This is a genomic window from Dyella tabacisoli (assembly GCF_003350925.1).
In the GTDB taxonomy this organism is placed as follows: domain Bacteria; phylum Pseudomonadota; class Gammaproteobacteria; order Xanthomonadales; family Rhodanobacteraceae; genus Dyella_C; species Dyella_C tabacisoli.
In genome coordinates, this window is the sequence record NZ_KZ857177.1 from 70,689 (window position 1) to 95,096 (window position 24,408).

Annotated in this window: 22 protein-coding genes and 3 tRNA genes; 8 read left to right on the forward strand and 17 right to left on the reverse strand. The window is 59.9% G+C overall.

The window, feature by feature from the left end; translation table 11 throughout:
* Positions 1-51: 51 nt before the first annotated feature.
* Entirely contained in the window at positions 52-843 is a 792-nt protein-coding gene (locus tag DVJ77_RS12175) for an AraC family transcriptional regulator (protein ID WP_114846092.1), read from the reverse strand.
* Positions 844-984: 141 nt separating this feature from the next.
* On the opposite strand from DVJ77_RS12175, the gene DVJ77_RS12180 reads away from it, so the two are divergent.
* Entirely contained in the window at positions 985-2,259 is a 1,275-nt protein-coding gene (locus DVJ77_RS12180; RefSeq protein ID WP_114845799.1) for an MFS transporter, read from the forward strand.
* Between the two features lie 47 nt (positions 2,260-2,306).
* Here the strand turns inward: DVJ77_RS12180 and DVJ77_RS12185 are convergent, their stop codons facing one another.
* The 6 genes from DVJ77_RS12185 to DVJ77_RS12210 all read right to left on the reverse strand — a co-directional run bounded on the left by DVJ77_RS12185 (position 2,307) and on the right by DVJ77_RS12210 (position 8,800).
* A complete protein-coding gene (locus tag DVJ77_RS12185; RefSeq protein WP_162791473.1) occupies positions 2,307-2,699 on the reverse strand; it encodes a hypothetical protein in 393 nt (130 codons plus the stop codon).
* Between the two features lie 181 nt (positions 2,700-2,880).
* Positions 2,881-3,900 (reverse strand): UDP-N-acetylmuramate dehydrogenase, encoded by a 1,020-nt coding sequence (murB, locus tag DVJ77_RS12190; protein WP_114846093.1) that lies wholly within the window; start codon positions 3,898-3,900, stop codon positions 2,881-2,883.
* A gap of 10 nt (positions 3,901-3,910) precedes the next feature.
* Positions 3,911-4,948 (reverse strand): quinone-dependent dihydroorotate dehydrogenase, encoded by a 1,038-nt coding sequence (locus DVJ77_RS12195; protein WP_114845801.1) that lies wholly within the window; start codon positions 4,946-4,948, stop codon positions 3,911-3,913.
* Between the two features lie 2 nt (positions 4,949-4,950).
* Complete coding sequence (locus DVJ77_RS12200) at positions 4,951-5,733, reverse strand: class I SAM-dependent methyltransferase (protein ID WP_114845802.1); 783 nt, start codon at positions 5,731-5,733, stop codon at positions 4,951-4,953.
* A 111-nt stretch (positions 5,734-5,844) separates the two neighbouring features.
* Positions 5,845-7,380 (reverse strand): L-piperidine-6-carboxylate dehydrogenase, encoded by a 1,536-nt coding sequence (amaB, locus tag DVJ77_RS12205; protein WP_114845803.1) that lies wholly within the window; start codon positions 7,378-7,380, stop codon positions 5,845-5,847.
* A gap of 391 nt (positions 7,381-7,771) precedes the next feature.
* On the reverse strand, positions 7,772-8,800 hold the full coding sequence (locus DVJ77_RS12210; RefSeq protein ID WP_114845804.1) for a hypothetical protein: 1,029 nt from the start codon (positions 8,798-8,800) through the stop codon (positions 7,772-7,774).
* A 194-nt stretch (positions 8,801-8,994) separates the two neighbouring features.
* Between DVJ77_RS12210 and DVJ77_RS12215 the strand changes: the two genes are divergently transcribed.
* From DVJ77_RS12215 to DVJ77_RS21120, 4 genes are all read left to right on the forward strand, one after another.
* Positions 8,995-9,071, forward strand: a tRNA-Arg gene (locus DVJ77_RS12215).
* A gap of 160 nt (positions 9,072-9,231) precedes the next feature.
* Positions 9,232-11,685, forward strand: a complete 2,454-nt coding sequence (locus DVJ77_RS12220; protein WP_114845805.1) for a glucose/quinate/shikimate family membrane-bound PQQ-dependent dehydrogenase — start codon at positions 9,232-9,234, stop codon at positions 11,683-11,685.
* A gap of 97 nt (positions 11,686-11,782) precedes the next feature.
* Positions 11,783-12,178 carry a cupin domain-containing protein gene (locus DVJ77_RS12225; protein WP_114845806.1) on the forward strand — a complete coding sequence of 132 codons (396 nt, stop codon included), beginning with the start codon at positions 11,783-11,785 and terminating at the stop codon, positions 12,176-12,178.
* Between the two features lie 624 nt (positions 12,179-12,802).
* Positions 12,803-13,279, forward strand: a complete 477-nt coding sequence (locus tag DVJ77_RS21120) for a hypothetical protein (RefSeq protein ID WP_162791474.1) — start codon at positions 12,803-12,805, stop codon at positions 13,277-13,279.
* Between the two features lie 198 nt (positions 13,280-13,477).
* Here DVJ77_RS21120 and DVJ77_RS12230 read toward each other — a convergent pair.
* Together DVJ77_RS12230 and DVJ77_RS12235 are read right to left on the reverse strand one after the other, a co-directional pair.
* Positions 13,478-13,553, reverse strand: a tRNA-Ala gene (locus DVJ77_RS12230).
* Between the two features lie 63 nt (positions 13,554-13,616).
* A complete protein-coding gene (locus DVJ77_RS12235) occupies positions 13,617-14,729 on the reverse strand; it encodes a ribonuclease D (protein WP_114845807.1) in 1,113 nt (370 codons plus the stop codon).
* A 97-nt stretch (positions 14,730-14,826) separates the two neighbouring features.
* Between DVJ77_RS12235 and DVJ77_RS12240 the strand changes: the two genes are divergently transcribed.
* From DVJ77_RS12240 to DVJ77_RS12250, 3 genes are all read left to right on the forward strand, one after another.
* Positions 14,827-16,773 (forward strand): formylglycine-generating enzyme family protein, encoded by a 1,947-nt coding sequence (locus tag DVJ77_RS12240; RefSeq protein ID WP_114845808.1) that lies wholly within the window; start codon positions 14,827-14,829, stop codon positions 16,771-16,773.
* Between the two features lie 168 nt (positions 16,774-16,941).
* The gene (locus DVJ77_RS12245; RefSeq protein ID WP_114845809.1) at positions 16,942-17,175 is read left to right on the forward strand and encodes a hypothetical protein; all 234 of its coding nucleotides are present in this window, start codon (positions 16,942-16,944) and stop codon (positions 17,173-17,175) included.
* 309 nt (positions 17,176-17,484) lie between these two features.
* Entirely contained in the window at positions 17,485-17,736 is a 252-nt protein-coding gene (locus DVJ77_RS12250; RefSeq protein WP_225427974.1) for a hypothetical protein, read from the forward strand.
* A 179-nt stretch (positions 17,737-17,915) separates the two neighbouring features.
* Here the strand turns inward: DVJ77_RS12250 and DVJ77_RS12255 are convergent.
* The 8 genes from DVJ77_RS12255 to ccmE all read right to left on the reverse strand — a co-directional run bounded on the left by DVJ77_RS12255 (position 17,916) and on the right by ccmE (position 24,399).
* Positions 17,916-18,001 (reverse strand) — tRNA-Leu (locus DVJ77_RS12255).
* Between the two features lie 25 nt (positions 18,002-18,026).
* Complete coding sequence (locus DVJ77_RS12260; protein ID WP_114845811.1) at positions 18,027-18,608, reverse strand: cysteine dioxygenase family protein; 582 nt, start codon at positions 18,606-18,608, stop codon at positions 18,027-18,029.
* A 65-nt stretch (positions 18,609-18,673) separates the two neighbouring features.
* Positions 18,674-19,774 carry a homoserine O-acetyltransferase MetX gene (gene metX / locus DVJ77_RS12265; protein WP_114845812.1) on the reverse strand — a complete coding sequence of 367 codons (1,101 nt, stop codon included), beginning with the start codon at positions 19,772-19,774 and terminating at the stop codon, positions 18,674-18,676.
* The gene (locus tag DVJ77_RS12270; RefSeq protein WP_114845813.1) at positions 19,774-20,823 is read right to left on the reverse strand and encodes a tetratricopeptide repeat protein; all 1,050 of its coding nucleotides are present in this window, start codon (positions 20,821-20,823) and stop codon (positions 19,774-19,776) included. The genes metX and DVJ77_RS12270 overlap by 1 nt, the downstream gene beginning before the upstream one ends.
* Positions 20,820-21,239 carry a cytochrome c-type biogenesis protein gene (locus DVJ77_RS12275; RefSeq protein ID WP_114846094.1) on the reverse strand — a complete coding sequence of 140 codons (420 nt, stop codon included), beginning with the start codon at positions 21,237-21,239 and terminating at the stop codon, positions 20,820-20,822. Before DVJ77_RS12275 ends, DVJ77_RS12270 begins: the two co-directional genes overlap by 4 nt.
* A 56-nt stretch (positions 21,240-21,295) precedes the next feature.
* Entirely contained in the window at positions 21,296-21,841 is a 546-nt protein-coding gene (locus tag DVJ77_RS12280) for a DsbE family thiol:disulfide interchange protein (protein ID WP_114845814.1), read from the reverse strand.
* Positions 21,838-23,820: a heme lyase CcmF/NrfE family subunit gene (locus DVJ77_RS12285; RefSeq protein WP_114845815.1), complete on the reverse strand. Its 1,983-nt coding sequence runs from the start codon at positions 23,818-23,820 to the stop codon at positions 21,838-21,840. Before DVJ77_RS12285 ends, DVJ77_RS12280 begins: the two co-directional genes overlap by 4 nt.
* A gap of 102 nt (positions 23,821-23,922) precedes the next feature.
* Positions 23,923-24,399, reverse strand: a complete 477-nt coding sequence (ccmE, locus tag DVJ77_RS12290; RefSeq protein WP_114845816.1) for a cytochrome c maturation protein CcmE — start codon at positions 24,397-24,399, stop codon at positions 23,923-23,925.
* Positions 24,400-24,408 lie beyond the last annotated feature (9 nt).

Consider the following 24,408-nt stretch of genomic DNA (forward strand, 5'->3'; position numbering starts at 1 on the left):
GTTCCCCGTTCCCCGTTCCCCGTTCCCCGTTCCCCGTTCCCCGTTCCCCGTTTACAGCCTCGCCGGGTGGTCAGATGCAAGATAAAGGCTGGGCGGTGCGCCAAGTACGCGCCGAAAGGCAGCGGTAAATGCGCTGGGGTTGCCGTAGCCGAGATCCAGGGCCACCTGGGTGATCGATGCGCCATTGCCCAGCCGGGTCAGCGCGGCGAGCAGGCAGGCCTGCTGGCGCCAATGGATGAAGCTCATGCCCGTCTGTGCCCGAAACAGTCGTGTGAAATTACGACGGCTCATGCCGGCGTGCGTCGCCATGTTGTCGATGGTTATTTCCAGTGACGGCGTTTCGAGCAATTGGCGGCACAGGCTGGCCAGACGCCGGTCGTGCGGTAATGGTGTACTCAGGGCGAGTGTGGGCATGCGTCTTATCTCGTCCAGCAACAAGGCCATCACGCGCCCATCGCGGCCGTCCAATTCGTATTCGGCAGGCAGATCCACCGCTTCCAGTAATAGCTCATGCAGCAGCGGCGAAACCGCGATGACCTGGCAATGCGCGGGCAGGCCGGCGGCCTCGACGGCTTCGCGCCGAACATAGGCACTGCGAGTGGATACCGGGCCGCTCATATGCACTTCGTGAGTGACGCCGGGGGGAATCCACAGTGCGCGCCGTGGTGGGACGACCCAGCTACCGGCGTTAGTGATGACGGTAACGACGCCAGTCGCTGCATAAAGTAGCTGGCCGCGCCGATGCGAGTGACCGGGCAACACGTAGTGCGGCGGGAATTCGTTGCCGGTAGCCACCACGTCACGTGGAGTGTCTTCGTAGCGGTCGACACGGGTGTTACGCACGATATGGCCCAAATTCGATAATTATTGACCCACTGATGCGAGCAGGCCGATGCCGCTCACTTTATGGTGACATCCCCACGGACGCAACGGCATGGCTCCGTTCCCCGCCCCCTCTAGCTCAAGGTAGCTCGTCAAACCGTCATGCAAACGCGCGTCGAAGAAGTGTCCTTGCCCGGAATAGCTCCACCCGAAGTCATTCAACCTGACACCGCTCAAGCTTCGCCGAGTGCGCCATCGGCCAAGGCCGATACCGAATTCGGCATTATCGGAGCGATCAGTTTTTCGCACTTGCTCAACGACATGATCCAGTCCTTGATCCTGGCGATTTATCCGATTCTCAAAGGCGATTTTTCGTTGAGCTTCGGTCAGGTCGGCTTGATTACGCTGACCTATCAGTTGACCGCTTCGCTCCTGCAACCATTGGTCGGTATGTATACCGACCGCAAGCCGATGCCGTTCTCGCTGCCGGTGGGTATGGGCTTTACCTTGTGCGGCTTGTTGCTGCTGGCTACGGCACAGACTTTTCCCGAGCTACTGTTCGCCGCGGCGCTGGTGGGTACGGGATCGTCGATATTCCATCCGGAATCTTCACGCGTAGCACGGCTGGCCTCGGGCGGACGACACGGATTGGCGCAGTCGCTATTTCAGGTCGGCGGCAATACCGGCGCTTCGCTAGGGCCCTTGCTGGCGGCCTGGATCATCGTGCCGCACGGGCGCGGCAGCGTGGCGTGGTTCGCGTTGGCGGCTTTGTTGGCGATGGTGGTGCTGCTGCACGTCAGTCGTTGGTACAAAGAGCATCACGTAAGTCGTAGCAAGAGCCGCGCGCATGGGGCGCCGCATACGTTGACTCGGCAGCAGGTGATTGGCGCCGTGTCGATTCTCGGCTTGCTGATTTTCTCCAAATACTTTTACCTGGCCAGTCTGAGCAGTTATTACACCTTCTACTTGATTCACAAGTTTGGTGTGTCGGTGCCGAATGCGCAGACCCATTTGTTTGTATTTCTGTTTGCGGTGGCGGCCGGTTCGCTGATCGGTGGCCCGATAGGCGACCGCATCGGGCGCAAGTGGGTGATCTGGGCATCGATTCTTGGTGTTGCGCCGTTCACCTTGTTGCTGCCGCATGCCAACTTGTTCTGGACCGGCGTGTTGACGGTGATTATCGGCCTGATCTTGTCGTCGGCGTTTTCGGCGATCTTGGTCTACGCACAAGAGTTGATCCCCGGACGAGTAGGCATGATCTCCGGTTTATTCTTCGGCTTCGCCTTCGGCATGGGCGGCATCGGTGCGGCGGTACTCGGTCATATCGCCGATGCCCGCGGTATCGAGTACGTGTATGGGCTATGTGCGTACTTGCCGTTGCTGGGGATGATTACGGTGTTGCTACCGAACCTGGAGCGGGCCTCCATCGCACGCTGATGAAGGGCCGTGCGCGGTGCATGTCGCCGCTCCGCGCACGGCGCCGGTCAATGCCAGATACCTTTGATTTGCGACAAGGTAAGGCCATTGATAACGCAATGATTGGGATTGTTGGTTTGAGGGTCGATCACGACTTTGCCGCCCAGATTGACGACCGTGGTTACTCCGCCAACGTTGCGCGCGGCGCCCCATACGCGAGTGGCATCAGTGGCGATCAGGGCATTCACGGTTACTGGAGTGTCGGCAATGTTCTTGCACAGAACAGATACGCCAGTGAGTCGACCGTTGATGTCGCTGTCTTCGTTGGCGTAGTTGGCGTTGGTGTTGGCAGCGCCGTCACGCACCATCAGCCAGCCTTTCGGGGCGTCGGCGGCATACACGGTGATGGCGAATGCCAACAGGCAGGACGTCACGGCGGTTATTCGAACCATATTTTTCACGGGATCACCTCGATCTCTCATTGCGCGACACAGGAGAGCGACGGCAGCCGGCGCCCGAGCTGCGGTCGGTCTAGCGCAACGGCCGGCAGCCCGAAACCAGCGTCACCGATGTCGATGGCGCGGCGTATCGGGCGAATGCTGATATCGAGGGTGGATAAAACGGAGCGGCTATCGAGATAGTTCAGATGACCAGCGGCTCGGCTTCCAGGGTGACGCCGAAGCGTGCGTGTACACCTTTGACTACCCGTTGCGCCAACGCCCACAACTCGGCGCCGGTGGCCTTGCCGTGATTGACCAGCACCAAGGCGTGCCGGTTGGAAATACCGGCATCGCCTTCGCGCAGTCCCTTGAAGCCGGCGGTTTCGATAAGCCACGCGGCCGAGAGCTTCCAGCGGCCGTCGGCACCGGGCCAGGCGACCAATGCCGGGTGTTCGCGCTTGAGCGCTTCACCTTGCGCGGCATCGATCATCGGATTCTTGAAGAAGCTGCCGGCGTTGCCGATCACCGCAGGATCGGGCAATTTGCGTGTGCGTAAATGCACGACGGCTTCAGCGACATGGAACGGGGCGGGTTTATCCACGCCCATTCGCGCCAACTCTTCGCGAATGCCGGCGTAGTCGAGCCGCAGTGCGTGCATGCGCGGCAGTACAAAGCGCACGGCGGTGACGATGTAACGGCCTGGCTCGCGTTTGAATACGGAGTCGCGATAAGCAAAGGCGCAGGCTTCGTGATCGAGAATAGCCACACGGCGTTCAACCGTGTCCCATGCCTCCACACTCTCGATAAATTCAGCGACCTCGGTGCCATAGGCGCCGATGTTCTGGATCGGCGCGGCGCCAACCGTGCCGGGAATCAGAATCAGGTTTTCCAGGCCGGCGAAGCCTTGGCCCAGTGCCCAGCGCACGAAGTCGTCCCAGCGCTCGCCGGCGGCTACCGCGATGCGGGCGTGATCGCCATCGTTCTCGATATGCACGCCGCGGGTGGCCATCGCCAGTACGGTGCCGTCGAAGTCGCCGGTGAACAGCATATTGCTGCCCTCGCCGAGTACCAGCAGCTTGTTTTGACGCACGGCTGGGAAATCGAGCAGTTCGGCCAGCCTGCTGGCATCGTGGACTTCGGCCAGCAGCTTCGCCTGCGCCGCAACGCGCAGCGTATTGCGGGTTGCCAGCGAGGCGTTTTCGATCAGCGTATAGCCGCCCATATCAATGCGTTCAGCCGGCATGAGTGTCCTCGCGCTGGCGACGAATCTCGTCGACGCATTCGCCGATCAGTTGTGGGCCGCGATACACCATGCCCGAATATAGCTGCACCAGCGAGGCGCCGGCATCGATCTTTTCGGCGGCATCGCTGCCATCGAGAATGCCGCCCACGCCGATAATCCCTATCCGCCCCTTCAGTCGTACGTGCATGCCACGCTGCACCGCGGTGGAGCGTGCAAACAAGGGCTTGCCGGAAAGACCGCCCATTTCGTTGCTTTGCGGGTCGCTGGCTACGGCGCTGCGGTCGATGGTGGTGTTGGTGCAGATCACCCCATCCACCTGCGCACTCAGCAGCACCTCGGCGATGGCGTCCAGCTCGGTCTCGGCCAGGTCAGGGGCGATCTTCAACAGCATGGGCTTGCGTGCGCCTTGCTGTGAGCCGAGCCGCTCTTGAGCTTCGCGCAGGGTTTCGATAAAGCGGCGCAGGGTGGCCTCCTCTTGCAAGTCGCGCAGGCCCTGCGTGTTCGGCGAAGAGATGTTTACCGTGATGTAGTGGGCGTGTGCATAGACGCGCTCAAGGCAGAACAGATAATCGTCCACCGAGCGTTCGTTCGGGGTGTCCTTGTTCTTGCCGATGTTGATACCGAGCACGCCGCGATAGCTGGAGTTCTGCACATTGCGAACCAAGGCATCGACACCATCGTTGTTAAAACCAAAGCGATTGATGATGGCCTCGTGGTTGGGCAGGCGAAACATGCGCGGCTTGTCGTTGCCCGGTTGCGGGCGCGGTGTGACCGTACCCACTTCGACAAAGCCAAAGCCCAGTGCGCCGAGCGCATCGAGATGATCGGCGTTTTTATCCAGCCCGGCTGCAAGGCCAACCGGATTCGGAAAGCGGATACCAAACGCGGTCACCGGCAACTCGGCTGGTGGCTTGGCAATGTATTGACTCAGATGGCTGCGATGAGCGACATCGAGCCCATACAGGGTGACGCGATGTGCTGTCTCGGGAGACAGCGCGAATAGCAACGGGCGAAGCCATTCATACATAGTTAGATCGCCTTATCCGGGTTGACGCAGCCGACGTAGATGCAAGTGTCATAGTCAAAGCTGATGCGGTCATGCTCGGCGCAGGCATCGAATAGTTCGCGCAAGCTGCGCAGCATGGGTTCGTGATTGATGTGGCCGGCTTGCGGCGCATACGACGAAGACATCAGCCGCCCGCGCAAGGCATCGAAATCCAGGCGCTGAGCATGCTCGAAACGGGCCGTGCCACGAAAGCCTGTGCCAAACCATTCACGCATTTGTGCTTCGTCAGGGTAGTGCTCGGCGACGCGGGCGTAATCGCTGCTGTAGTTGCGCAGCAGGGCTTCGTAACCTTCCAGGAAGGGCGTGCCGAGCAGGCGGCGCGAGTTCCAGTAGATCGCCGCGAGCCCCTTCGGCCGCAGGATGCGATGAAACTCGCATCGGCTGGCGACGGGGTCGAACCAATGAAAGGCCTGCGCCACTGAGATCAGATCGACACTGTGATCGTCGAGCCCGCTGGCGTCGGCGCGGCCGTCGATTGCACGAAAGTCAGGGTAATCGGCCAGCCAACGTTCGGCAGCGGCACGCATCGGTGTATTCGGCTCAACGGCGATCACCTGATGGCCGGCATCGAGAAACAGCTTGCTGGAAATACCCGTGCCGGCGCCGATATCGGCGACCTGCCAGCGAGCGCTTACGCCGTGTTCGCGATGTAGCCATTGGAGCAGGGCAGGCGGGTAATCGGGCCGGTAACGGACATAGTCCTCGACACGGTCGCTGAAGCGCTGGGTGGATTGAAGATCAGACATGGCAGTTCAGCCCGAAAATCGTTGGCCGCGCGCAAACCGGCACCGACGTGTGCCGATGCCGCACATTGGCAGTTAACGGATCACCGGCGGCTAGCCGGTGATCCGTCGGTATTACAGGTCGAACTTGATGCCCTGCGCCAGCGGCAACGCGTTCGAATAGTTGATGGTGTTGGTCTGGCGGCGCATATAGACCTTCCATGCATCCGAGCCCGATTCGCGACCACCGCCGGTTTCTTTTTCACCGCCAAAGGCGCCGCCGATCTCGGCGCCGGAGGTGCCGATGTTGACGTTGGCGATACCGCAGTCCGAACCGGCTGCCGAGAGGTACTGCTCGGCCACCTTCAGGTTCTGCGTAAAGATCGCCGAGGACAGGCCCTGCGGCACGCTGTTTTGCAGTTCGATCGCGTCGTCCAGGGTCTTGAACGGCATCACATAGAGAATTGGCGCGAAGGTTTCGGTCTGCACGACTTCGTCGCTGTTCTTCAGTCCGGTAACAATGGTCGGCAGCACGAAATTGCCCGGACGGTCGGAGAGTGCCTTGCCGCCGGTGCGCACGTTGCCACCGTTGGCTTTGGCTTTTTCGACCGCAGCAAGATAAGCGCTTACCGCGTCTTTGCTATTGAGCGGGCCCATCAGCGTGGTGGCCTGGGTCGGATCGCCGATCTTGCTTTCCACCTGAGCGTAAGCCTTGACCAGGGTCTCGACCACTTCGTCGTGAATCGATTCATGTACAAACAAGCGGCGCGTCGATGTACAGCGCTGGCCGGCCGTGCCGACGGCGCCGAACACGATGGCCGGAATCGCCAGTTTCAGGTCCGCGCTGTCGTCCACGATGATTGCGTTATTGCCACCCAGCTCCAGCAGCGAGCGGCCCATGCGCTGTGCCACACGCTCGCCTACCATGCGGCCGACCTTGGTCGAGCCGGTAAAGCTGATAAGCGGGATCCGCTTGTCGTCGACAAAGCCCTGCGACAAGTCAGTGCCGGCGTCGTTGAACATAAAGAACAGATCCGGGAAGCCCGCGGCACGCAATGCTTCGTTGCAAGCCTTCATGCTTGCGATAGCCGATAGTGGGGTCTTCGGCGACGGCTTCCAAATGCAGATATCGCCACAGACCGTGGCCAGGAACGCATTCCATGCCCACACTGCCACCGGGAAATTGAACGCGCTGATGATGCCGACCAGGCCCAGCGGCTGGTACTGCTCATACATGCGATGACCCGGACGCTCCGAGTGCATGGTGTAGCCATAGAGCATGCGGCTCTGGCCCACTGCGAAGTCGGCGATATCGATCATCTCCTGCACTTCGCCGTCGCCTTCGGGCTTGATCTTGCCCATCTCCAGCGCCACCAGCGAACCCAGGGCATCCTTGTGCTTGCGCAGTGCCTCGCCACACAAGCGAACCGCTTCGCCGCGCTGCGGTGCCGGCGTGCTGCGCCACACTTTAAAGGCTTCCTGCGCACGCTTGACGATGATTTCGTAGTCAGCCGCGCTGGATGCATGCACGGTAGCAATCACTTCGCCGGTGGCCGGATTCACCGGCTGCAAGGCACCCGCATCGGTGGTCTTGGACCACTCGCCCTGGCCGAGATAGGTACCGGACTGCTCACTACCAAGGCCGAGCGCCTTGAGGATTTCGTGGGACATGCTTGGCTCCTGCGCCTGGCGCCAGAGGCGCCGTGGGGAAAACGCCAATTCTAGCAGGCCGTGCGTTACTACCGGATCGGGCGAAATGGCGATCCATGCAGAAATTCCATAGCTGCCCTCACAGCTCGGTTGGATCGAGTGTTTCCCTCTTGAACATGGGGCGCAAGGCGTGGCGGCCTTACAAATCAATAGATTGTGATGGTCGGGTTGATCTGTCACTTGCAGATCAGGTCGTCGGCGCGCCTGGGCGATCTTCAACGAATCGTTCGCGATAGCCGAGGGCCATTCGTTTAGGTTGGATCGTTGGCAAGCACAGTGCTGGCGCTGGCTACTCGTCAGACATCATGTCGAATTTGCCGCTGCGTTCCTTCGCAGCGGCATTTGATGGCTATTAGCTGCCGATCAGGCCATGCGTTTTGAGATCTGCGATAAGTGCAGCGAGGGTTTGCGCGACTTTCAGCAGCGATACTGTATTTGGATCGAAACCGTCACGTGAAACCGAGTTTGGGTTGAGGCTTTCGCCCCAGCCGCTTTGACGAGAGGTGATGACCTGCTGTCCAAAAATTTGATACGCGCCAGTAATGCTTAATGTGCCGTCATCGTTGAAGTCGAAAACATGACTGTTAGGAGCCTCATAGCGGAGGCGGGTGGCAGACTGGATGTATTGCAGCGTGCGCGTGTTGTTGCCGTTGAAGGCGATGCTGTGATCGTGCTGAAGGAGAATGGCCGCGCCACCGGTATCGAAAACCGCATTCGTCGTATCAATGCAGTAGTCAAACGCGGTCGTATTTCCGATACGGCCGAAGGAAATGCCACGGCTAAATCTTGAATTAGCCTGGCCGCTGCTGTCGCCGGTGAGCGCCATGCCAATGCCTAGCGTCATCCCCGGGCCTGCCGGATTCTCCAGCTTGCCCATTATTGCGATACCTATGCGCTGAAGATGGGCATCCGTTCCATTCGCAAAGATATCCAACTCATATCCCAGCGTTCCAGTGGCTGGATCGGCGCTTGCGGACTTTTCATGCGTCTCCGTAACGAGGCCCCAGACAGGGCCGGTGCTGTATTTGTTTGCCTGTGAGCCCATCGCAAAATTTTGACCACCGGTGCTGTGGTTGTCCTGGATGACGAACAGGCCGGACTCGAATGGGTTGATGCTCGATTGAACATTGGATGTAACGAGTAAGGCCGAGTTGAGAAAGCCGGCACTGCCACCTTGATAACTGACGTCGCGCCGCACACTGAACGAATAAACGTCAGTCGCCGCTGCCATGCCATCATAAAAAATGGTTCTGTTGGTATTAATTGCAGGTCGGCCGGTGCCGCCGAGGTCATAAAACTGTGGAATCTTTCCAACTGCTGCCGTATTCGATACCTCGCTGCTATCAATAGGCGTCATGGGTAGCGACTGATAAGTATTCATGCTTCGATCCTTGGATTGCTTGACGTCGGTTGATTGCGGACGACCGGGAGACTGGGTGTACGTTGGGGCCTGCAGGAGACTCCTGCAGGCCAAGGAGGTTGGGATACTGCTGTCTCAAATGACGCGATCACCTATACTCTTGCCCCTTCGGCAAGGCTCGGGTTTGTACCGGCCTTTTGCAGAACCACAATCTGGCCCCCGTAGCTCAGTTGGATAGAGCGTCCCCCTCCTAAGGGGAAGGTCGTACGTTCGAATCGTATCGGGGGCACCATTCTTTCTCGCCTTGCAGGTTCAGGGCGCGCAGATATTTATCTGTAACAACAGGCTCCGGCGCCAAGTGTTGCCGATGGGTTGCCGTCAAAGTGCCTCTCATAGACTAGCTTCGTGATATATCCGGGTTCACCAGATAGCCACGACCGATGGAGAGCGTCATGACCCTTACCTCGCGATCAGGCCCTTTGCTGTGGACGACGGCCGTGCTGTTTTTCCTGCTTGGTCTGGCTATGGCTATGGGCGGCGTTTGGTTGGCCCTGCTGGGTGGTTCGTTCTATTACCTGATCGCCGGTGCGGGTGTGATCGCGACGGCGTGGCTGGTGTTGCGCCAGCGTCGTGCGGCGCTGTGGTTTTACGCGCTGGTATTGACTGGCACGGTGGTGTGGTCGTTGTTCGAGGTTCGTTTTGACTGGTGGCAGCTAGTGCCGCGCATAGCCGTATGGCTGGCGCTGGGCGTGTGGTTGCTGCTGCCTTGGCTGCATCGGCGTTTGTTGATTGGCTCGGCACGCACGGCTTCTTACGGCCAGGCCTCGTTGCCACTGTGGCTTGCGGTGGTGCTTGCCGTGGTTGTTGGGGGCGTCGGCTTCTTTACGGATTACTACACCATGGCCGGTGCGGTGCCTGAGGCGAGCATGGCTGCAAGCACGGCGGCCGACGCGCCCGGTGTGGCTCCGAATGACTGGGTGGCTTACGGCCGCTCCGCCTATGGCGATCGTTACGCGCCGGCGAAACAGATTACGCCGGCGAACGTCGCCCAACTGCAGGTGGCCTGGACGTTTCACACCGGTGATTTGAAAGGGGCGGGTGACCCCACTGAAATAGCCAATGAGGTCACTCCGCTCAAGGCCAATGGCAAGCTGTATATCTGCACGCCGCACAATATCGTCATTGCGCTCGATCCCGATACGGGCAAAGAGCTTTGGCGCTATGACCCGAAGATCAACCGCGACGCCAAGACCTATCAGCACATGATTTGTCGTGGCGTGGCCTATTACGACTCCAGCATTTATCCGGCATCGTCAACGGCTGCGGTGGCACCCAAGCCGACACCCAAGGGCGCGGTGGCGATGGAGGCGATTCATTTCGACAGTTGCCCGCGGCGTATTTTTGCGCCGACCGCCGATGCCACCATCGTCTCGATCAATGCCGATAACGGCCAGCCATGCACCGATTTCGGCGAGCGCGGCGTGATTGGCTTGTATCAAGGCATGTCGATGACTCAGCGCGGCTTTCTCAACCCGACCTCGCCGCCGCTGGTGACGCAGCATGTGTTGATCGTCTCGGCCAGCGTGACCGATAACGATTCCACCAACGAACCCTCGGGAGTGATTCGCGGCTACGACATCGATACCGGCCGCCTATTGTGGAACTGGGATGCCGCCAACCCCGAGGAAACCGCGCCGCTGCAGCCGGGACAAACCTACAAGCGCAACTCGCCTAATTCGTGGAGCGTGTCCAGCGCCGACGAAAAGCTGGGTCTGGTCTATATCCCGATGGGTAATCAGACGCCGGACATGTGGGGCGGTGATCGCTACCCGGAGGGTGAGCGTTTCAATAGCGCGATCGTCGCGCTGGATATCGCCACCGGCAAATTGCGTTGGGTTTATCAAACCGTGCACCACGATTTATGGGACATGGATATCGGCGGCCAGCCGAGTCTGGTCGACCTGGACCGGCCCGAGGGCAAAGTGCCGGCGCTGATCGCATCGACCAAGCGCGGCGACCTTTACGTGCTCGATCGCCGGGACGGCAAACTGATTGTGCCGGCACCTGAGCAAGCGGCGCCGCAAGGGGCTGCCGAAGGCGATCACAGCGCAGCGACTCAGCCGTTCTCGCAGTTGTCGTTCAAGCCTGAGCGCGCGTTGCGCGAGAGCGACATGTGGGGCACCAATCCCTTCGATCAATTGGTTTGCCGGATCAAGTTCAAGCAGTTGCGCTATGACGGCATATTTACCCCGCCATCGGAGCGCGGCTCGCTGGTTTATCCGGGTAACTACGGGGTATTTGATTGGGGCGGCATCACGATTGATCCGGTGCGGCAAGTGTTGGTCGGCAACCCCAATTACATGGCCTTCGTGTCCAAGCTGTATCGCCGCGATCAGGTCGATGCCAAGGGCGGTACGGGTATTGAGCATGGTCTGCAACCGATGACAGGCACACCTTTCGCCGTGGATTTGCAGCCGCTGTTGTCCCCGCTGGGCATTCCCTGCCAGGCGCCACCCTGGGGCTATGTCGCGGCGGTGGATCTGAAGACGATGCAGAAGGTATGGATGCACAAGAACGGTACGGTGGTCGACAACGCGCCCTTGCCGATTCCATTGCCATTGGGTGTACCCAGTCTTGGCGGCGCCATAATCACTGGCGGTGGCGTGGCCTTTATGAGCGCATCGCTGGATTACTACCTGCGCGCCTACGATGTGCGTACCGGCAAAACGTTGTGGGAGTCGCGTCTGCCTGCCGGTGGTCAGGCCACGCCGATGAGTTATGTATCGGATCAAAGCGGGCGTCAGTATGTGGTCATCATGGCGGGCGGGCATGGTTCGCTCGGCACCAAGATGGGCGATACGTTGATTGCCTACGCTTTGCCGCAAACAGCGGCTCCAGCCAAGTAGCTGTGCTATTTGCCGGTGGCCATGGATATGGCGTGTGCATTTCTGGATGCACCGCCGGCACGACCGGTTTTGTCAGACGCTAATCGTAAGAGATGCCATGTCGAATATCACCTCACCGAAACAAGTCGCCGCATCGCTCACCGAGCTTTGGTCTCCACGTGTGGTGGCCGAAGTGGACGATGCCTATATCAAAGTCGCCAAGGTTCATGGTTCGCTGGCGTGGCATAGCCATGAGAATGAAGACGAATTATTTCTGATACTCAAAGGCCATCTGCGTATCGAAATGGAAGAGGGGGCGGTGGAGCTCAAGGAGGGCGAAATGTTCGTTGTGCCGAAGGGAGTGCGGCATAATCCGGTCGCTGAGCAGGAATGCCACCTTATGCTGATTGAGCGTAAAACGACACTTCATACGGGCGACGTTGTTACTGAAAAGACGCGCTCGCTTGACGAGCAACTGCGTCCGTTGGAGCGGCTGGTCAACCCTGTGGACTGACGGCCAAAGCCGGCCTGCGGCATCCGGGCCGATCACCTGCGCCCGTGCAGGTTGAGAACTCGATCAAGCACGCGAACTGGCCCGTATTTGGGGTAGGGGTGCCAGCCACGCTGCTTTGTAACTAACGGGGGTATCTGCGCCCTCGCTGCGGCTTGCCTAAGACCACAACGGGCATTCACTGGATGGTTTTAGATCGAGTATCGCCGAAGATAGTCGGCCTTGGCTCGGCAAGATAATCATTTTGATCCCGTTTCGCAGTCTCTTGCTGCTGGAAAATGGGTTTTCTGCACATGTTCTTCACTTAATACAAGTTATGGATAAGGGCGGTGATACTGCATATCAATAATTTATTTATGTAGTGCGCATGAATTATGCATCTGGTCAATAAATGTCGTCACCTGATAGACGAGTAATGGCCTGGATCCTGTTCGTGTCTTTCGGTCGCAAGTGATATTTACGCTAAACGAATTGTCTGCACATCCGAGCGTTGACGGTATTAAGTGTCGATCAGATGAGGAATCAGCGCTCGCTTTGCCAATGGCGTCACGTCTTTATCATTTTCGGCTGCTTGGGGGCGCAGTCGAAACTCATTGCCTCTTCGCCCCTCTACAAGGAGAAGTGAGTATGAGCAAGCTGACTAATCAGTGCGCCTTGTGCTTCGCGGTGGCTGTATCGCTGATGGGGATATCGTCGGTAAGTTCCGCTGCTGAAGGTAAACCTTCGCCGGTTGATAATACTGCGGCAGTAAATCCCGGTGAGCCGATTGTGAATCAGGTCGACGCCAAGGACAGAACATCGGTTCCCCGCGGGAGTAAGGTGGCCTGTATGACGGGCCCGAATTCACCGCGGCCGGACGGGGAAAGTACTACATGCCCTGTCGTTGCGTACGACAACATACAGTTTTGGCCGCTAAGTTATGTCGATAATCGATTCGATATGAATCTCGTTGGATATAACGCTGATGGACGTATCGTTAGCCAGAGGCCGCTGGACGGAGCCCGTTATATCTGGAAAGTCACGGTCGATTCTACGGCACGAACTGTCACGTTCTGGGGGCAGAGCAACCATACCGTGGTTCTGCCGTGGGGTAGGTTGGAATAACCGGGATCAGCACAGCGGTGATCTTCGTGTAACGACGGAAGGGGAGTCGAAGATTCCCCTTCCGATGCAGGTCGGTCATTGATATTGGCCCAGTGCGTCAGGGTTGCTCCTGAGCATGGCAGGGCAGTGCGGAGTTTGGCTTCGGGCAACAAAAAGCCCCGGAAACAAGAGTTTCCGGGGCTTTTTGTTTGAATGACTTGGTGGAGCGGAGGAGGATCGAACTCCCGACCTCTGCATTGCGAACGCAGCGCTCTCCCAGCTGAGCTACCGCCCCACGCGAGCGGCAAATACTAGCAGCGGTATTTGCTTGTCGCCAGTACCTGCCCGGTGGTGAAAGTCAGCCTGGCAGCAGGTTGGTCAGGCGGTCGTAAAGGAGCCCGCGGCGCCAGCCGTCGAGCAGGTCCGGCCACTCGGTGGTGACTACGTATTCCTCAAGTGCTTTGCGTGGACATAGCAAGCCGGGCGGCAGGTCCAGTTCCACGGCAAGGGTATCGATCAGTGGCTTCATCGCCGCCAAGGCCTTTTTCGCCTCGCCCTGGGGGTGTCCGGGAATGATCGTGGTGGCGTCTATTTCATCGTCCGTGACCGGGGGCACGAGTAGTTCGAACAATTCTGTGCGCTGCGGTGAGCGTAGGGCGCGTTGTCCACGGCTGCGTTGCTCCAAGTCACTCGCCGTGGTTGGTGGCTGCAGGGCCAGGCTCATGGCCAGCGCATCTTCGATCAGCCAGGGGCGTGGCCGGTCGAGGGTGCGAGCGGTGCGATCGCGCCATAGCAGGATGCGCCGGAGACGGGCTTGCTGGGCTAGCGGCCATTCGGCGGCACCGCGGAAGTTGCGCTGTGGTTGCGGGTCGCCTTCGCGAAAGCACGAGCGCTGCTTAAGGCGTTCACAGTCTTCTGCATGCCATGCACTGCGCTCACGTTGAGCCAGGCGCTCGGTGAGTTGTTCGTGAATGGGCTTCAGGTGGACGACATCGAGCGTGGCGTAAATGCACTGCGACTCGGTGAGGGGGCGCTGCAGCCAATCGGAGCGGGTTTCGCCTTTGTCTAATTCCACGCCGACCAGTTCGGCGACCAGGGCGCGGTAACTGAGGCCTAAGCCCATGCCAACGAAGGCGGCGGCGATCTGGGTATCGAACAGCAGCTTCGGGCCGTTCGGTAGTAGCGGCGACAGCGTTTCAAGATCTTCACTGGCGCTGTGCATCACTGTCATGGCGGCGCTTTCGCCGACCAGCGGGCGCAACGCATCGCCGATATCGAAGGCCAGTGGGTCGATCAGGGCGTAGCGTTCGTTCCAGCCCAGTTGCAGCAAGGCGAGCTGTGGATAGAACGTATTGCGGCGCATGAATTCGGTATCTAAGCCGATGGAGGCGTCGCCGGGCACGCCCTCAAGCCAGTGCTCTAAAGCGTCGCGGGTGCTGATCCAGTCGGCGGCCGGGGTCATAGGGGGCATTTATGTTCCTTCAGAAGCGGAGCAACAGGCTCACTCACGGAGCTGTCATCGGCTATGGTAAGCGCCGCACCATAGCAGGCTTAAAGGAAGCCACCTCATGCCGAGCAAGGAAACCGTACATCGTCAGCGCACTCTTGGCGGGGCTGTCGGTGTGGCTGTGCTTGGCATGGCATTGGTCTATCACTTCTTTCCGCGGGTGTTTCACGTCGATCCATCGCAGGTTGCGCCTGGTCGGGCGATGAATCTAGGCCCCGCCTCGACGACGGCGTTCGGCAAGGCGGCCTTCAGTGCGACCAATACATCGGAGATCGACGCCGGGCCGCCGCTGATGCTGGCGCCGACCGAGGTCATTGCGGCGCGTCTGGATCACAAGAACACCCATCTGCCGGAACAGATCAGTGCCGATACGCCTGAGATACAGGCCTTATTGGAGCGCGCCGGCAAGGCTTTGCACGCCGGGCAACTGGTGGGTGACAGCGGCAGTGCCGCCGCTTTGTACGCGCAGGCCTTAAAGGACAAGCCCGATAGCCGCCGTGCTGCGCAGGGGCTTTATGAAGTCCGCGCTCGGCTGGTGGCCGAAATCGGCCAGGACATCGCGGTGGGGGATGCCGAATCGGCCAGCGATTTACTGACAGCGCTCAAGACCTTGCCGCATGCCGAGGAAGACGTCACCACACTTACGGCGCAACTGAAAACATTGAATCAGGCGCGTCCCTTGTTGGCGAAGGCTGCCAGCCTGCTGCAACAAGGCAAGGCCGATCAGCCCAAGGGCAATAATGCGCTGGAGCTTTACCGCGAAGTGCAGAAGCTTGATCCAGACAATGCGGTGGCGCAGCAGGGCGTCATGCAGGTTCAGCGCGCCGTGCTGGACCGTGCATTGGCCGCCGTGGCACAGAACGACTTCAGCGGCGCCGATCAGGCGCTGGCCGATGCCGAGGCGGTGCTGCCCGGATCGCTGCCATTGCATGATGTGCATACGCGTGTCGAAGGTATCCGTAATCAGCGCGCCAATGGCGTACTGGCCCAGGCACGTTCGGCTTTGGATGGCGGCAACCTGACCTTGGCGCAGCAGCTAGCCGGACAGGCGCAGGCGATCAGCCCGGAGCTGGCCGGGCTCGACGAGTTTCAGGTGCGCCTGACCAATGCCCGGCTCTACGCCAGCTACAAGCCTGGGCAAGTGTTCAATGACCATTATGTGGATATGCCTGGGCAGACTCCGGGCATGGTGGTGATCCCTACCGGCAGCTTCAAAATGGGCGCGCCCGATAATGAAGAGGGCCGTAGCGATACCGAGATTCCGCAGCGGGACGTGACGATGGACAAAGGTTTTGCGCTCGCTCGTTCGGCGATCACGGTGGGTCAGTTTCGCGAATTCGTACGCGCGAGCGGCTATCAGCCCGACTCGGTGAAATTAGGCGGCGCCAGCGTGTATGACGAGCGTAGCGGTGCGTTACGCGATGACCCCAATGCGAATTGGCAGGATGACTATGCGGGGCGTCCTGCCGACGACAAGCTGCCGGTGGTCAACATCTCCTGGAACGATGCCAAAGCGTATGCCGATTGGCTCACCGAGCGCACCGGCAAGCATTACCGGCTACCCAGCGAGGCCGAGTTCGAGTACGCCCTGCGCGGCGGTACGACGACGCGGTACTGGTGGGGCGGCGGTACTCCGAGCAGCAAGGTCGAAAACCTCACTGGCAGTGGCGATCGTTCACAAAGCGGACGGCGTTGGAGCAATGCCTTTGCCGGTTATCGCGACGGTTACTGGGGGCCGGCGCCGGTCATGAGCTTTGCCGCCAACCCGTTTGGCCTGTATGACATCAACGGCAATGTCTCCAGTTGGGTACAAGACTGCTGGCACGACAATTACATCCGAGCACCCCATAGCAGCAGTGCCTGGGTCAACCCAGGCTGTGCGGTGCGGGTGGTGCGTGGCGGCTCCTGGGGCAGTTCACCCGATCAGGTGCGCTCGGCGTATCGGCAAGGCGCCGATGCCAGCGTGCGCAGCGGCCGGGTCGGTTTTCGCGTTGTCCGCGAGCTGTAGCTTTAATGACGCCAAGCTGACACCAGCGATACCCTCTCTTGCCACAGTCTGTGGTGAAAATATGCCGAACCACACCGCGATGCGGTTGCTTCGAGCCGTGACTGTTCTTGTTTGACCTATGGTTGGCTTGACATGACCGTCTCCGCTTATGACGTTCTAAGGTGCGCCATGATTCCGGAAACTGTACGTTTGTTCGTGCCCTACAGCGCAAGCGCCATGTGGGTCGTCCGTGGCGAAGTGGCACGCATGGGAACCTACCCCAGCCGCACCGAAGCGGTATCCGCCGCGCTGGCCATGCGCTCAAGGCTCGCCCGCGCCTACGGCCGTCGGCACCCGCCGATACAGGTTCAGGAAAGCGATGGCAGTTGGCGTGACGTCTTAGAGCCTGCTGGCGATCTCTAAGTGGCTCGCGTTGAGGTAACGCAACGGCAAAGGCGTACAAGCTTTGTAGGCATCTGCCTACAGAACATTGATGCGAAAACGCGCGTAATAGCCCTGCTCGGGAACCATCCTGACTTGCATCCTTTGACGATGCACTCATCCGGAAGGCTCTGGCCCCGAGCATGCCCCCTGGGTGGTCGCCCCCGATCACCCAACTTTGGCGCCTCCTATGGGGCGCTTTTTTTTGTGCGGTGATTTTTCAGTTGCACCACCAAATTTTTACGAAACAACCTGCGGCCATATTCATTGGGCAGTAATCACGGCGGCAGCATGCTTCGACCTCCAATCAACGTAGAGGTCGTCATGGGAATTCTGGATACCTTGGGTGAAGTCGTAGGTGCAGTGGCTGCTGTCGAGGCTGCTGAAAAGCTTGATCCGAACGCCGGCCTGCTGACCAAAGGCCTTGCTGCTGTTGCCGGGTTCAAGGGCGCTGGCGCGCTTGAGTCATTAGTCGAAAAGAAGGAAGAGGGCGAGGCCGAGTCGAACAACGCCGATTCGCAAGCTACCGATTCGCAAGCCTGATCTTCTCAAACCTGATCTTCTCGATCGTCTAGGGCCAGCCATCTATCGGGGCTGGCCCTTTTGTTTATGGATATCGCCGGAAATACCGCCAAATACCGTTAGCTTCAGACATGAAAAAGCCCGCGGTTAGGCGGGCTTTTGTGTTTTCACGGGTCTGGCTGGTACGGCCGACCCTTACTTGGTACCGGTGATAGGACTCGAACCTACACGACATCGCTGCCAGTGGATTTTGAGTCCACCGCGTCTACCATTCCGCCACACCGGCATTCAAGCCGCGCATTATGCACGGTTCAATGGATCGGGTCGAGACCTAATTTGCGTTCTTGGCGTTCATAGCAAAGATTTTCTTCCAGCGGCTTGAACACGGCGCATTGGGTCATCTGGCCCGAGTAAATATGCAGGCTGACGGCGATCGCGTCGGTGCTGGGATTGCGGATGGTGTGATATTCGTGCGGCGGGATCAGGCTGCCGGCCGAGCCGGGGCCGGCCTGGATCGAGCCGACCGGTTGGAAGCGCCACTGTCCGTCTTTGTCGTTGAGCTGCTGGTACTGCACCACCTCAAGCTCGCCGCTCCAGACGCCTTCGACGCACCACATGCCCGAATGGTCGTGGATAGGGGTGCCTTGGCCTGGCCCCCAGGTCATCGCTACCACGCAATAACCGTGTTCTTCGCTGTGATATAGCTCGCGTCGGGCGTAGTGATCGGCAGCGGCTTCGAACACGCAGTCGGGCAAGAGCACCTCTTTACTGCGAATCAACTGGCACAGGCCATGACGCAGGCTATCGGTAATGGCGTGGGTGGAGCCTTCGGCTACCGCGGCGTCGATGGTGTCGATCAGCTTGCGATAACCGGGAAATTCGAGAGTAGACATGGTGTTCTCGTGTGCTTATTGCTGATGCATCTTAGCAGTGTGGTCGTGAGGGGGATGTCTGCTGCTCAAAGGCGATTCAGAAAGCCGCCGATGGCACGGCTGTAGTTGTCGATATCGACCAGGAAGGCGTCGTGTCCCTGTGGTGAATTGAGGGCGACGAATTCAACGGCCGCTCCGGCAGCCCGCAAGCCCTCGGCGATCTGCTCCTGCTGCTCCAGCGGAAACAAAATGTCGGTGCTGACGCCGATCACCATGGCTTGCTCGATGTGGATGAGCTTTAGGCCTTCGAGCACGCTGCCGTGGCCGTATTCGGCGATATCGAACCAATCGCTGGCACGTGACAGGTAGAGGTAGCTGTTGGGGTCGAAATTGCGCACAAAGCGTTGCGCGTGGCCTTCCAGATAGGACTCGACCTCGAACTCGCGCCCGAAGGGCCCTTCGTCGCGTTCTTCGGCATCGAGGCGGATGCGCGCGAAGCGGCCATTCCATTCCATGGCCGAGCGGTAAGTGATGACGCCCAATTTGCGCGCAATGCTCATGCCGGTGTCGGGATAGCGCGTGTTGTCGTAGTGGCCTTCGTTCCAGTGTGGATCGAGCCGGATCGCCTCACGTTGCAGCGAGCGGATCGCGATGGCGAACGGCTGCGCCTGCGGCGCGGTATCCACGCTGATATGCGTGCGAACGCTGCCGGGGTGCAGCAGCATATAAGCCAGCGCGCTCATGCCACCCATGGAGCAGCCGATCAGGCAGGCCAGTCGTTCGATACCCAGGCTGGTGACGGCAATATGGGCAGCGTTGGCGACATCTTCGAGCGCCAGCTCGGGAAAGCTCAGTCGATACGCTTCGCCGGTGGCGGGATCGATCGAGGCGGGGCACGTCGAGCCTTTGTCGCTGCCCAATGAGTTCACGCAGATGACGAACCAGCGCTGGGTGTCGATGGCCTTGCCTGGGCCGATCATCGCCTCCCACCAGCCCGGAGCGGGATCGTCCGCGCTCGACGTGGCATGCGCGCTCGGTGACAGGCCGGTAAGGATGAGGACCGCATTGTCGCGCGCGCCGCTCAATTCGCCCCAGGTTTCGTAGGCGACGTGGGCGCCGCGCAGATCGCCGCCGCGCTTCATCGCAAAGGGGGACGGCAGGGGGCAGTAGCGGCGGGCGTCGTTCATCAATGAACCTTGTCGATACTGATCTTGATGGGAGTCTTGCTGTTCACGTCGATCACCCCGGCATTGCCTTCCAGGTCGCCGGGTTGGGCGATCGGTTGGCCGCTCTTGCTGATACGCGCGCCGACGAAGACACGCGGTACCGACGAGAGCTTGAGTTGGGGTGTCATTGCCATTGCATCTGTCAGCGTAACGGTGGCTGGCAGTGCGTCGGCCTGCATCCGCACAACGGCTAGTGGCATCGGCGGGCCTTGTTCGGCACGCGCGTAGATAAACAGGGTATCGCCTGCGCCGAGCTTGTCCTTGAGTGCGGGGGCGAGTGCCACCTGTACTTGCAAGGCAGGCGTTGCCATCGCGGTTTGCGTGGCTTCGGCGGGGGCCGCAGTCGCGCCTGCGCGCGCATCGGCAAGGGCGATTTGCTGGGCGACCGATTTGGCGACGTTAGAGCCAGGTTCCAATAGCGGTAGTAGACGCCGCCAGGTAGCTGCGGCATCCGCGAAGTGCTCTTGTTGAAAATCGCTGATACCGAGCAGCCACAGGGCGCGTTGACTATTGGGCTCCAGCTTTACGGCTTGCTCCAATAATTCGCGCGAACGGCCATCAATGCGATGGTCATCGCGCTTCATCGAATCGGCCTCGGCCCAGCCGATCATCGCGGTCGTGTTGTTGGCATCGAGGCGCAATGCCTGGTCATAGGCATCGCGAGCATCGCCGGGGCGCCGCATAGCGCCATAGGTCTGTGCGAGCAACATCCAGCCTTGCAGGTCATCGGGCTTTTGCGCCAAGTGGTCGCGCATTTCAGCCACCGCCTGATCGATATCGAACGGTGACTCCTGCGGCGGTGAGATCACGCCGTTAAGAGCTACCGGCGTACCGATCTTGAGGTACAGGCCTACCGTCGCCAGCGGCAAGGCGAAGGCAACCAGCAGGGCGATCACGAACACACTGCGCGGCCGGCCAAGTCGACGGCCATGGCGTATCAGCGGTAGCAACAGCAGTGCCAGCGCCGTGGCGATCATCGCCGCGGCAGCAAGATAAAAAGCAAGCTTCACCAGTCGTCCTCTTCATTGATCGACGCGCTGTCCGTCGATTCGGCAGGTGCACCGGCACGGCTGCGTTTGCGCACGGTAATGACTACGACCGTGGCGCCGGCGAGCAGAATCAGCAGTGGGCCAAACCACAGCAGCCACGTGCCGGGTTTTACCGGCGGGTCGTACAGTACGAAATCGGAATAGCGGTCGACCAGATATTGCTTGATCTGAGCGTCGTTCTTGCCCGCCTGCATTTGCTCGAACACTTCGCGGCGAAGGTCGCGAGCAAGATCGGCATTAGAGTCGGCCAGATTCTCGTTCTGGCAGACCAGACAGCGTAATTCGCGGGTCAGATGCTGGAAGCGAACCTCTTCAGTGTGATTCTTGAACGGCAGCGGTTCGATCGCCTGAGCAAACAGCGCGCCGGCAAATAACATCAATAACAGGAGAAGCGCGCTCTGCGTGCGAAAAGCCAGCAGCGTTTTCCGGCCGGTCACGGCTGCACCTCTTTGGCCAGCACGGCAATGGCTGGCTTCAGCTCTTTTTCGATCACGGCGGGCGTCAGCGGGCCAATGCGCTTGTAGCGGATCACGCCTTTGCTATCGACCAGAAAGCTTTCCGGTGCGCCGTAAACCCCGAAGTCGATCGCGGTGCGCCCTTCGCGGTCGACAATAATCAGGCTGTATGGATTGCCGTGTTTTTCCAGCCAGGCCTTGGCCTCGTCCGGCGCATCTTTGTAGTTGTAGCCGACCAGGGGCACACCCAGTTGCGATGCTTCGCTCATCAAGACGGGATGCTCTTCGCCGCAGGCGACGCACCAGCTAGCGAACACATTGATGAGATACGGTTTGCCCAGCATGGATGCTTTGCTCACCGTATTGTCGGGAGCATCCAGGGTGGGTAGCGCGAAGGCCGGCGCTGGTTTGTTGATGAGCGGCGAGGGTACTTCGCGTTGGTCGTGCTGGGTGTTCCACCAAATGCCGAAACCGAGCAGTGCGACCAACAACAGAAAACCAAAGAACGGCAACAGCCGGTTCATGCGTGCGCCTCCTGCGTGGCGATCGCAGGTATCGCTTGGGTCGTGGCCTTCTCATCGACGCGGCTGGCGCGAAAGCGACGTTCGCCCGCGCTAACAAAGCCACCCAGCATCATCAGCAGGCCACCGCCCCAGATCCAGCGCACAAACGGTTTGTGATAAAGCCGTAGCGCCCAGGCGCCTTCGACGTTTTTCGGATCCATCGGCTCGCCCAAGGCCACGTACAGATCGCGGGTGAACCCTGCATCGATCGCCGATGCGGTTTGTACCTGGCCGCGTGTGTAGGTGCGCTTCTGCGGGTGCATCACCGCGATCTTGCGACCGTGTTTGGAGACCGTCACGACACCTTGATCGGCGCTCCAGTTGGGACCCGCTGCTTCATGCACGCCGTCGAAGCGGAAATCGTAACCGCCGACGTTTTCGGTCTGGCCGGGCGCCAGACGCACGTCGCGCTCGACACTCAGCGATTCGGTCAACAACACGCCGGCGAGAAACACGCCGAGGCCGAAATGCGCCAGCAACATGCCAGCCATTTCAGCCGGGTAGCGACGACCGCGCGGCATTTCGCGCCAGCGCTTGAATACATAGAGCAGGGTGCCGAAGCCGCACCAAACGGCCGCAGCTACCCCAGCGATGGCCTTGCCCTGGCCATCGGTCACAAAGGCCGCGACGATCGCGCACGCCACAGCCGCGATGCCGGCGCGTAGCAAGACACGCTTCAGCGGCGGCGAGTCGCTTTTGCCCCAGCGCAGGAACGGGCCGAACGGCATCAGCAACACTACCGGCAGCATCAGCAAGGTGAATAGAAAACCGAAATAGGGTGGGCCGACTGAAATCTTGCCCAGGTTGAGCGCATCACCAATCAACGGAAACAAGGTGCCGAGCAGCACCATCGCCGCCGCAACAGTGAACATCAGGTTGCCGATCAGGATGGCGGTTTCGCGCGAAACGACAGCGAATGGTTTGCCACCCGCGACTTTGGGTGCACGCAGCGCATAGAGCAGCAGCGAGCCGCCCACCACGATGACCAGGAAGCACAGAATGAACACGCCGCGTCTCGGGTCAGAGGCGAAGGCATGTACCGAAGTGAGCACGCCTGAGCGCACCAGGAAGGTGCCCAGCAGCGATAGCGAAAAAGCAAAAATCGACAGCAAGATAGTCCACGCGCGTAATGAACCGCGCTTTTCGGTCACGGCCTGTGCATGTACCAGGGCGGCGCCGACCAGCCAGGGCATAAAGCTGGCGTTTTCTACCGGATCCCAGAACCACCAGCCACCCCAGCCCAGCTCCGCATAGGCCCACCAGCTACCTGCGACGATGCCGGCCGAGAGAAAACCCCAGGCGATATTGGTCCAAGGCCGCGCCCAGCGTACCCAGGCCAGCTCCAGCTCGCCGCCGAGCAGGGCGGCGATGGAGAACGCGAACGCTACCGAGAAGCCGACATAGCCCATGTACAGCACGGGCGGATGGAAGGTCATGCCGGGATCTTGCAACACCGGGTTCAAATCGCCACCGTCCGGCGGCATCGGCAACAGACGGCCAAACGGATTGGAGGTGAAGATGATGAAGGCGAGAAAACCGACCGCAACCAGGCCTAAAACACCCAATACACGCGCTACGAATACCTCGGGCAGGTGCCTGCTGAATGCAGCCAGGGCAACCGTCCATAGATTGAGAATGAAGATCCACAGCAGCAGCGAACCTTCGTGCGCGCCCCATACCGCCGCGACGCGGTAATACCAGGGCAAGGCCAGATTGGAGTTGTCGGCGACGTAGCGCACCGAGAAGTCGAACTGCACAAAGGCCCAGGTGAGAATGCCGAAAGCCAACGCCACGAACACCGCCTGGCCGGCTGCCGCCGGGCGCGCCACCGCCATCAACGCGCGGTTGTCGCGCCAGGCGCCGAGCAGCGGCAAGACGCTCTGCGTCATAGCCAGGAGCAGGGCGAGAATGAGGGCGAGTTGGCCGAGTTCGGGGATCATTGGGCGGGAATCGGGAAGAGGGACGTGAAAATAGCGAGTCTGCTTGCGATGGGCATGGCAGATGCGTTCGGCTGAGACGACAGGCGATGGGACATGGCGGTTTTATCGACTCCCCATGTCGGCGGCTGCATGCTCGGCTTCATCGACTTTTTTGCCCTCATGCGCCTTGGCCATCGCGTCTTTCAGCTCTTTCGGCATATAGGTTTCGTCATGCTTGGCCAGCACTTCGGTGGCGATGAAACGGGCGCTGTCCATATGGCCGGCGGCGATCACCGATTGGTTATCGCGAAACAGGTCGGGAAGGATGCCGGTGTATTCGACCGGCATCTTGCCGTTGGCATCGATCACGGTGAAGGTGACCTTGAGCGAGTCACTGCTGCGCTGGATCGAGCCGGCCTTGACCATGCCGCCAAGACGAAAGGTCTTGTAACTGTTGGCTGCGCCGGCTTGGATCTGGCTCGGCGTGAACAAGTAATTCATGTTCTGCTGCAGCGCGAACACCGTCAGGCCGATCGCCACGGCCGCCGCCGCGAGAATCAAAAGTACGATGGTGAGTCGGCGTTTACGGGTGGGGTTCATGGTTTGCTC

Excerpts from the sequence above, each read along its gene's own strand:
- DVJ77_RS12260 (WP_114845811.1), bottom strand. The coding sequence starts at position 18,608 with ATGTCTACTCTCGAATTTCCCGGTTATCGCAAGCTGATCGACACCATC.
- DVJ77_RS12195 (WP_114845801.1), bottom strand. The coding sequence starts at position 4,948 with ATGTATGAATGGCTTCGCCCGTTGCTATTCGCGCTGTCTCCCGAGACA.
- DVJ77_RS12280 (WP_114845814.1), bottom strand. The coding sequence starts at position 21,841 with ATGAACCGGCTGTTGCCGTTCTTTGGTTTTCTGTTGTTGGTCGCACTG.
- DVJ77_RS12275 (WP_114846094.1), bottom strand. The coding sequence starts at position 21,239 with ATGTTATTTGCCGGCGCGCTGTTTGCTCAGGCGATCGAACCGCTGCCG.
- metX (WP_114845812.1), bottom strand. The coding sequence starts at position 19,774 with ATGAACGACGCCCGCCGCTACTGCCCCCTGCCGTCCCCCTTTGCGATG.
- DVJ77_RS12250 (WP_225427974.1), top strand. The coding sequence starts at position 17,485 with ATGCTTCGACCTCCAATCAACGTAGAGGTCGTCATGGGAATTCTGGAT.
- DVJ77_RS21120 (WP_162791474.1), top strand. The coding sequence starts at position 12,803 with ATGAGCAAGCTGACTAATCAGTGCGCCTTGTGCTTCGCGGTGGCTGTA.
- DVJ77_RS12235 (WP_114845807.1), bottom strand. The coding sequence starts at position 14,729 with ATGCCCCCTATGACCCCGGCCGCCGACTGGATCAGCACCCGCGACGCT.
- DVJ77_RS12220 (WP_114845805.1), top strand. The coding sequence starts at position 9,232 with ATGACCCTTACCTCGCGATCAGGCCCTTTGCTGTGGACGACGGCCGTG.
- ccmE (WP_114845816.1), bottom strand. The coding sequence starts at position 24,399 with ATGAACCCCACCCGTAAACGCCGACTCACCATCGTACTTTTGATTCTC.
- DVJ77_RS12285 (WP_114845815.1), bottom strand. The coding sequence starts at position 23,820 with ATGATCCCCGAACTCGGCCAACTCGCCCTCATTCTCGCCCTGCTCCTG.
- DVJ77_RS12240 (WP_114845808.1), top strand. The coding sequence starts at position 14,827 with ATGCCGAGCAAGGAAACCGTACATCGTCAGCGCACTCTTGGCGGGGCT.
- amaB (WP_114845803.1), bottom strand. The coding sequence starts at position 7,380 with ATGTCCCACGAAATCCTCAAGGCGCTCGGCCTTGGTAGTGAGCAGTCC.
- murB (WP_114846093.1), bottom strand. The coding sequence starts at position 3,900 with ATGGGCGGCTATACGCTGATCGAAAACGCCTCGCTGGCAACCCGCAAT.
- DVJ77_RS12245 (WP_114845809.1), top strand. The coding sequence starts at position 16,942 with ATGATTCCGGAAACTGTACGTTTGTTCGTGCCCTACAGCGCAAGCGCC.
- DVJ77_RS12180 (WP_114845799.1), top strand. The coding sequence starts at position 985 with ATGCAAACGCGCGTCGAAGAAGTGTCCTTGCCCGGAATAGCTCCACCC.
- DVJ77_RS12200 (WP_114845802.1), bottom strand. The coding sequence starts at position 5,733 with ATGTCTGATCTTCAATCCACCCAGCGCTTCAGCGACCGTGTCGAGGAC.
- DVJ77_RS12225 (WP_114845806.1), top strand. The coding sequence starts at position 11,783 with ATGTCGAATATCACCTCACCGAAACAAGTCGCCGCATCGCTCACCGAG.
- DVJ77_RS12210 (WP_114845804.1), bottom strand. The coding sequence starts at position 8,800 with ATGAATACTTATCAGTCGCTACCCATGACGCCTATTGATAGCAGCGAG.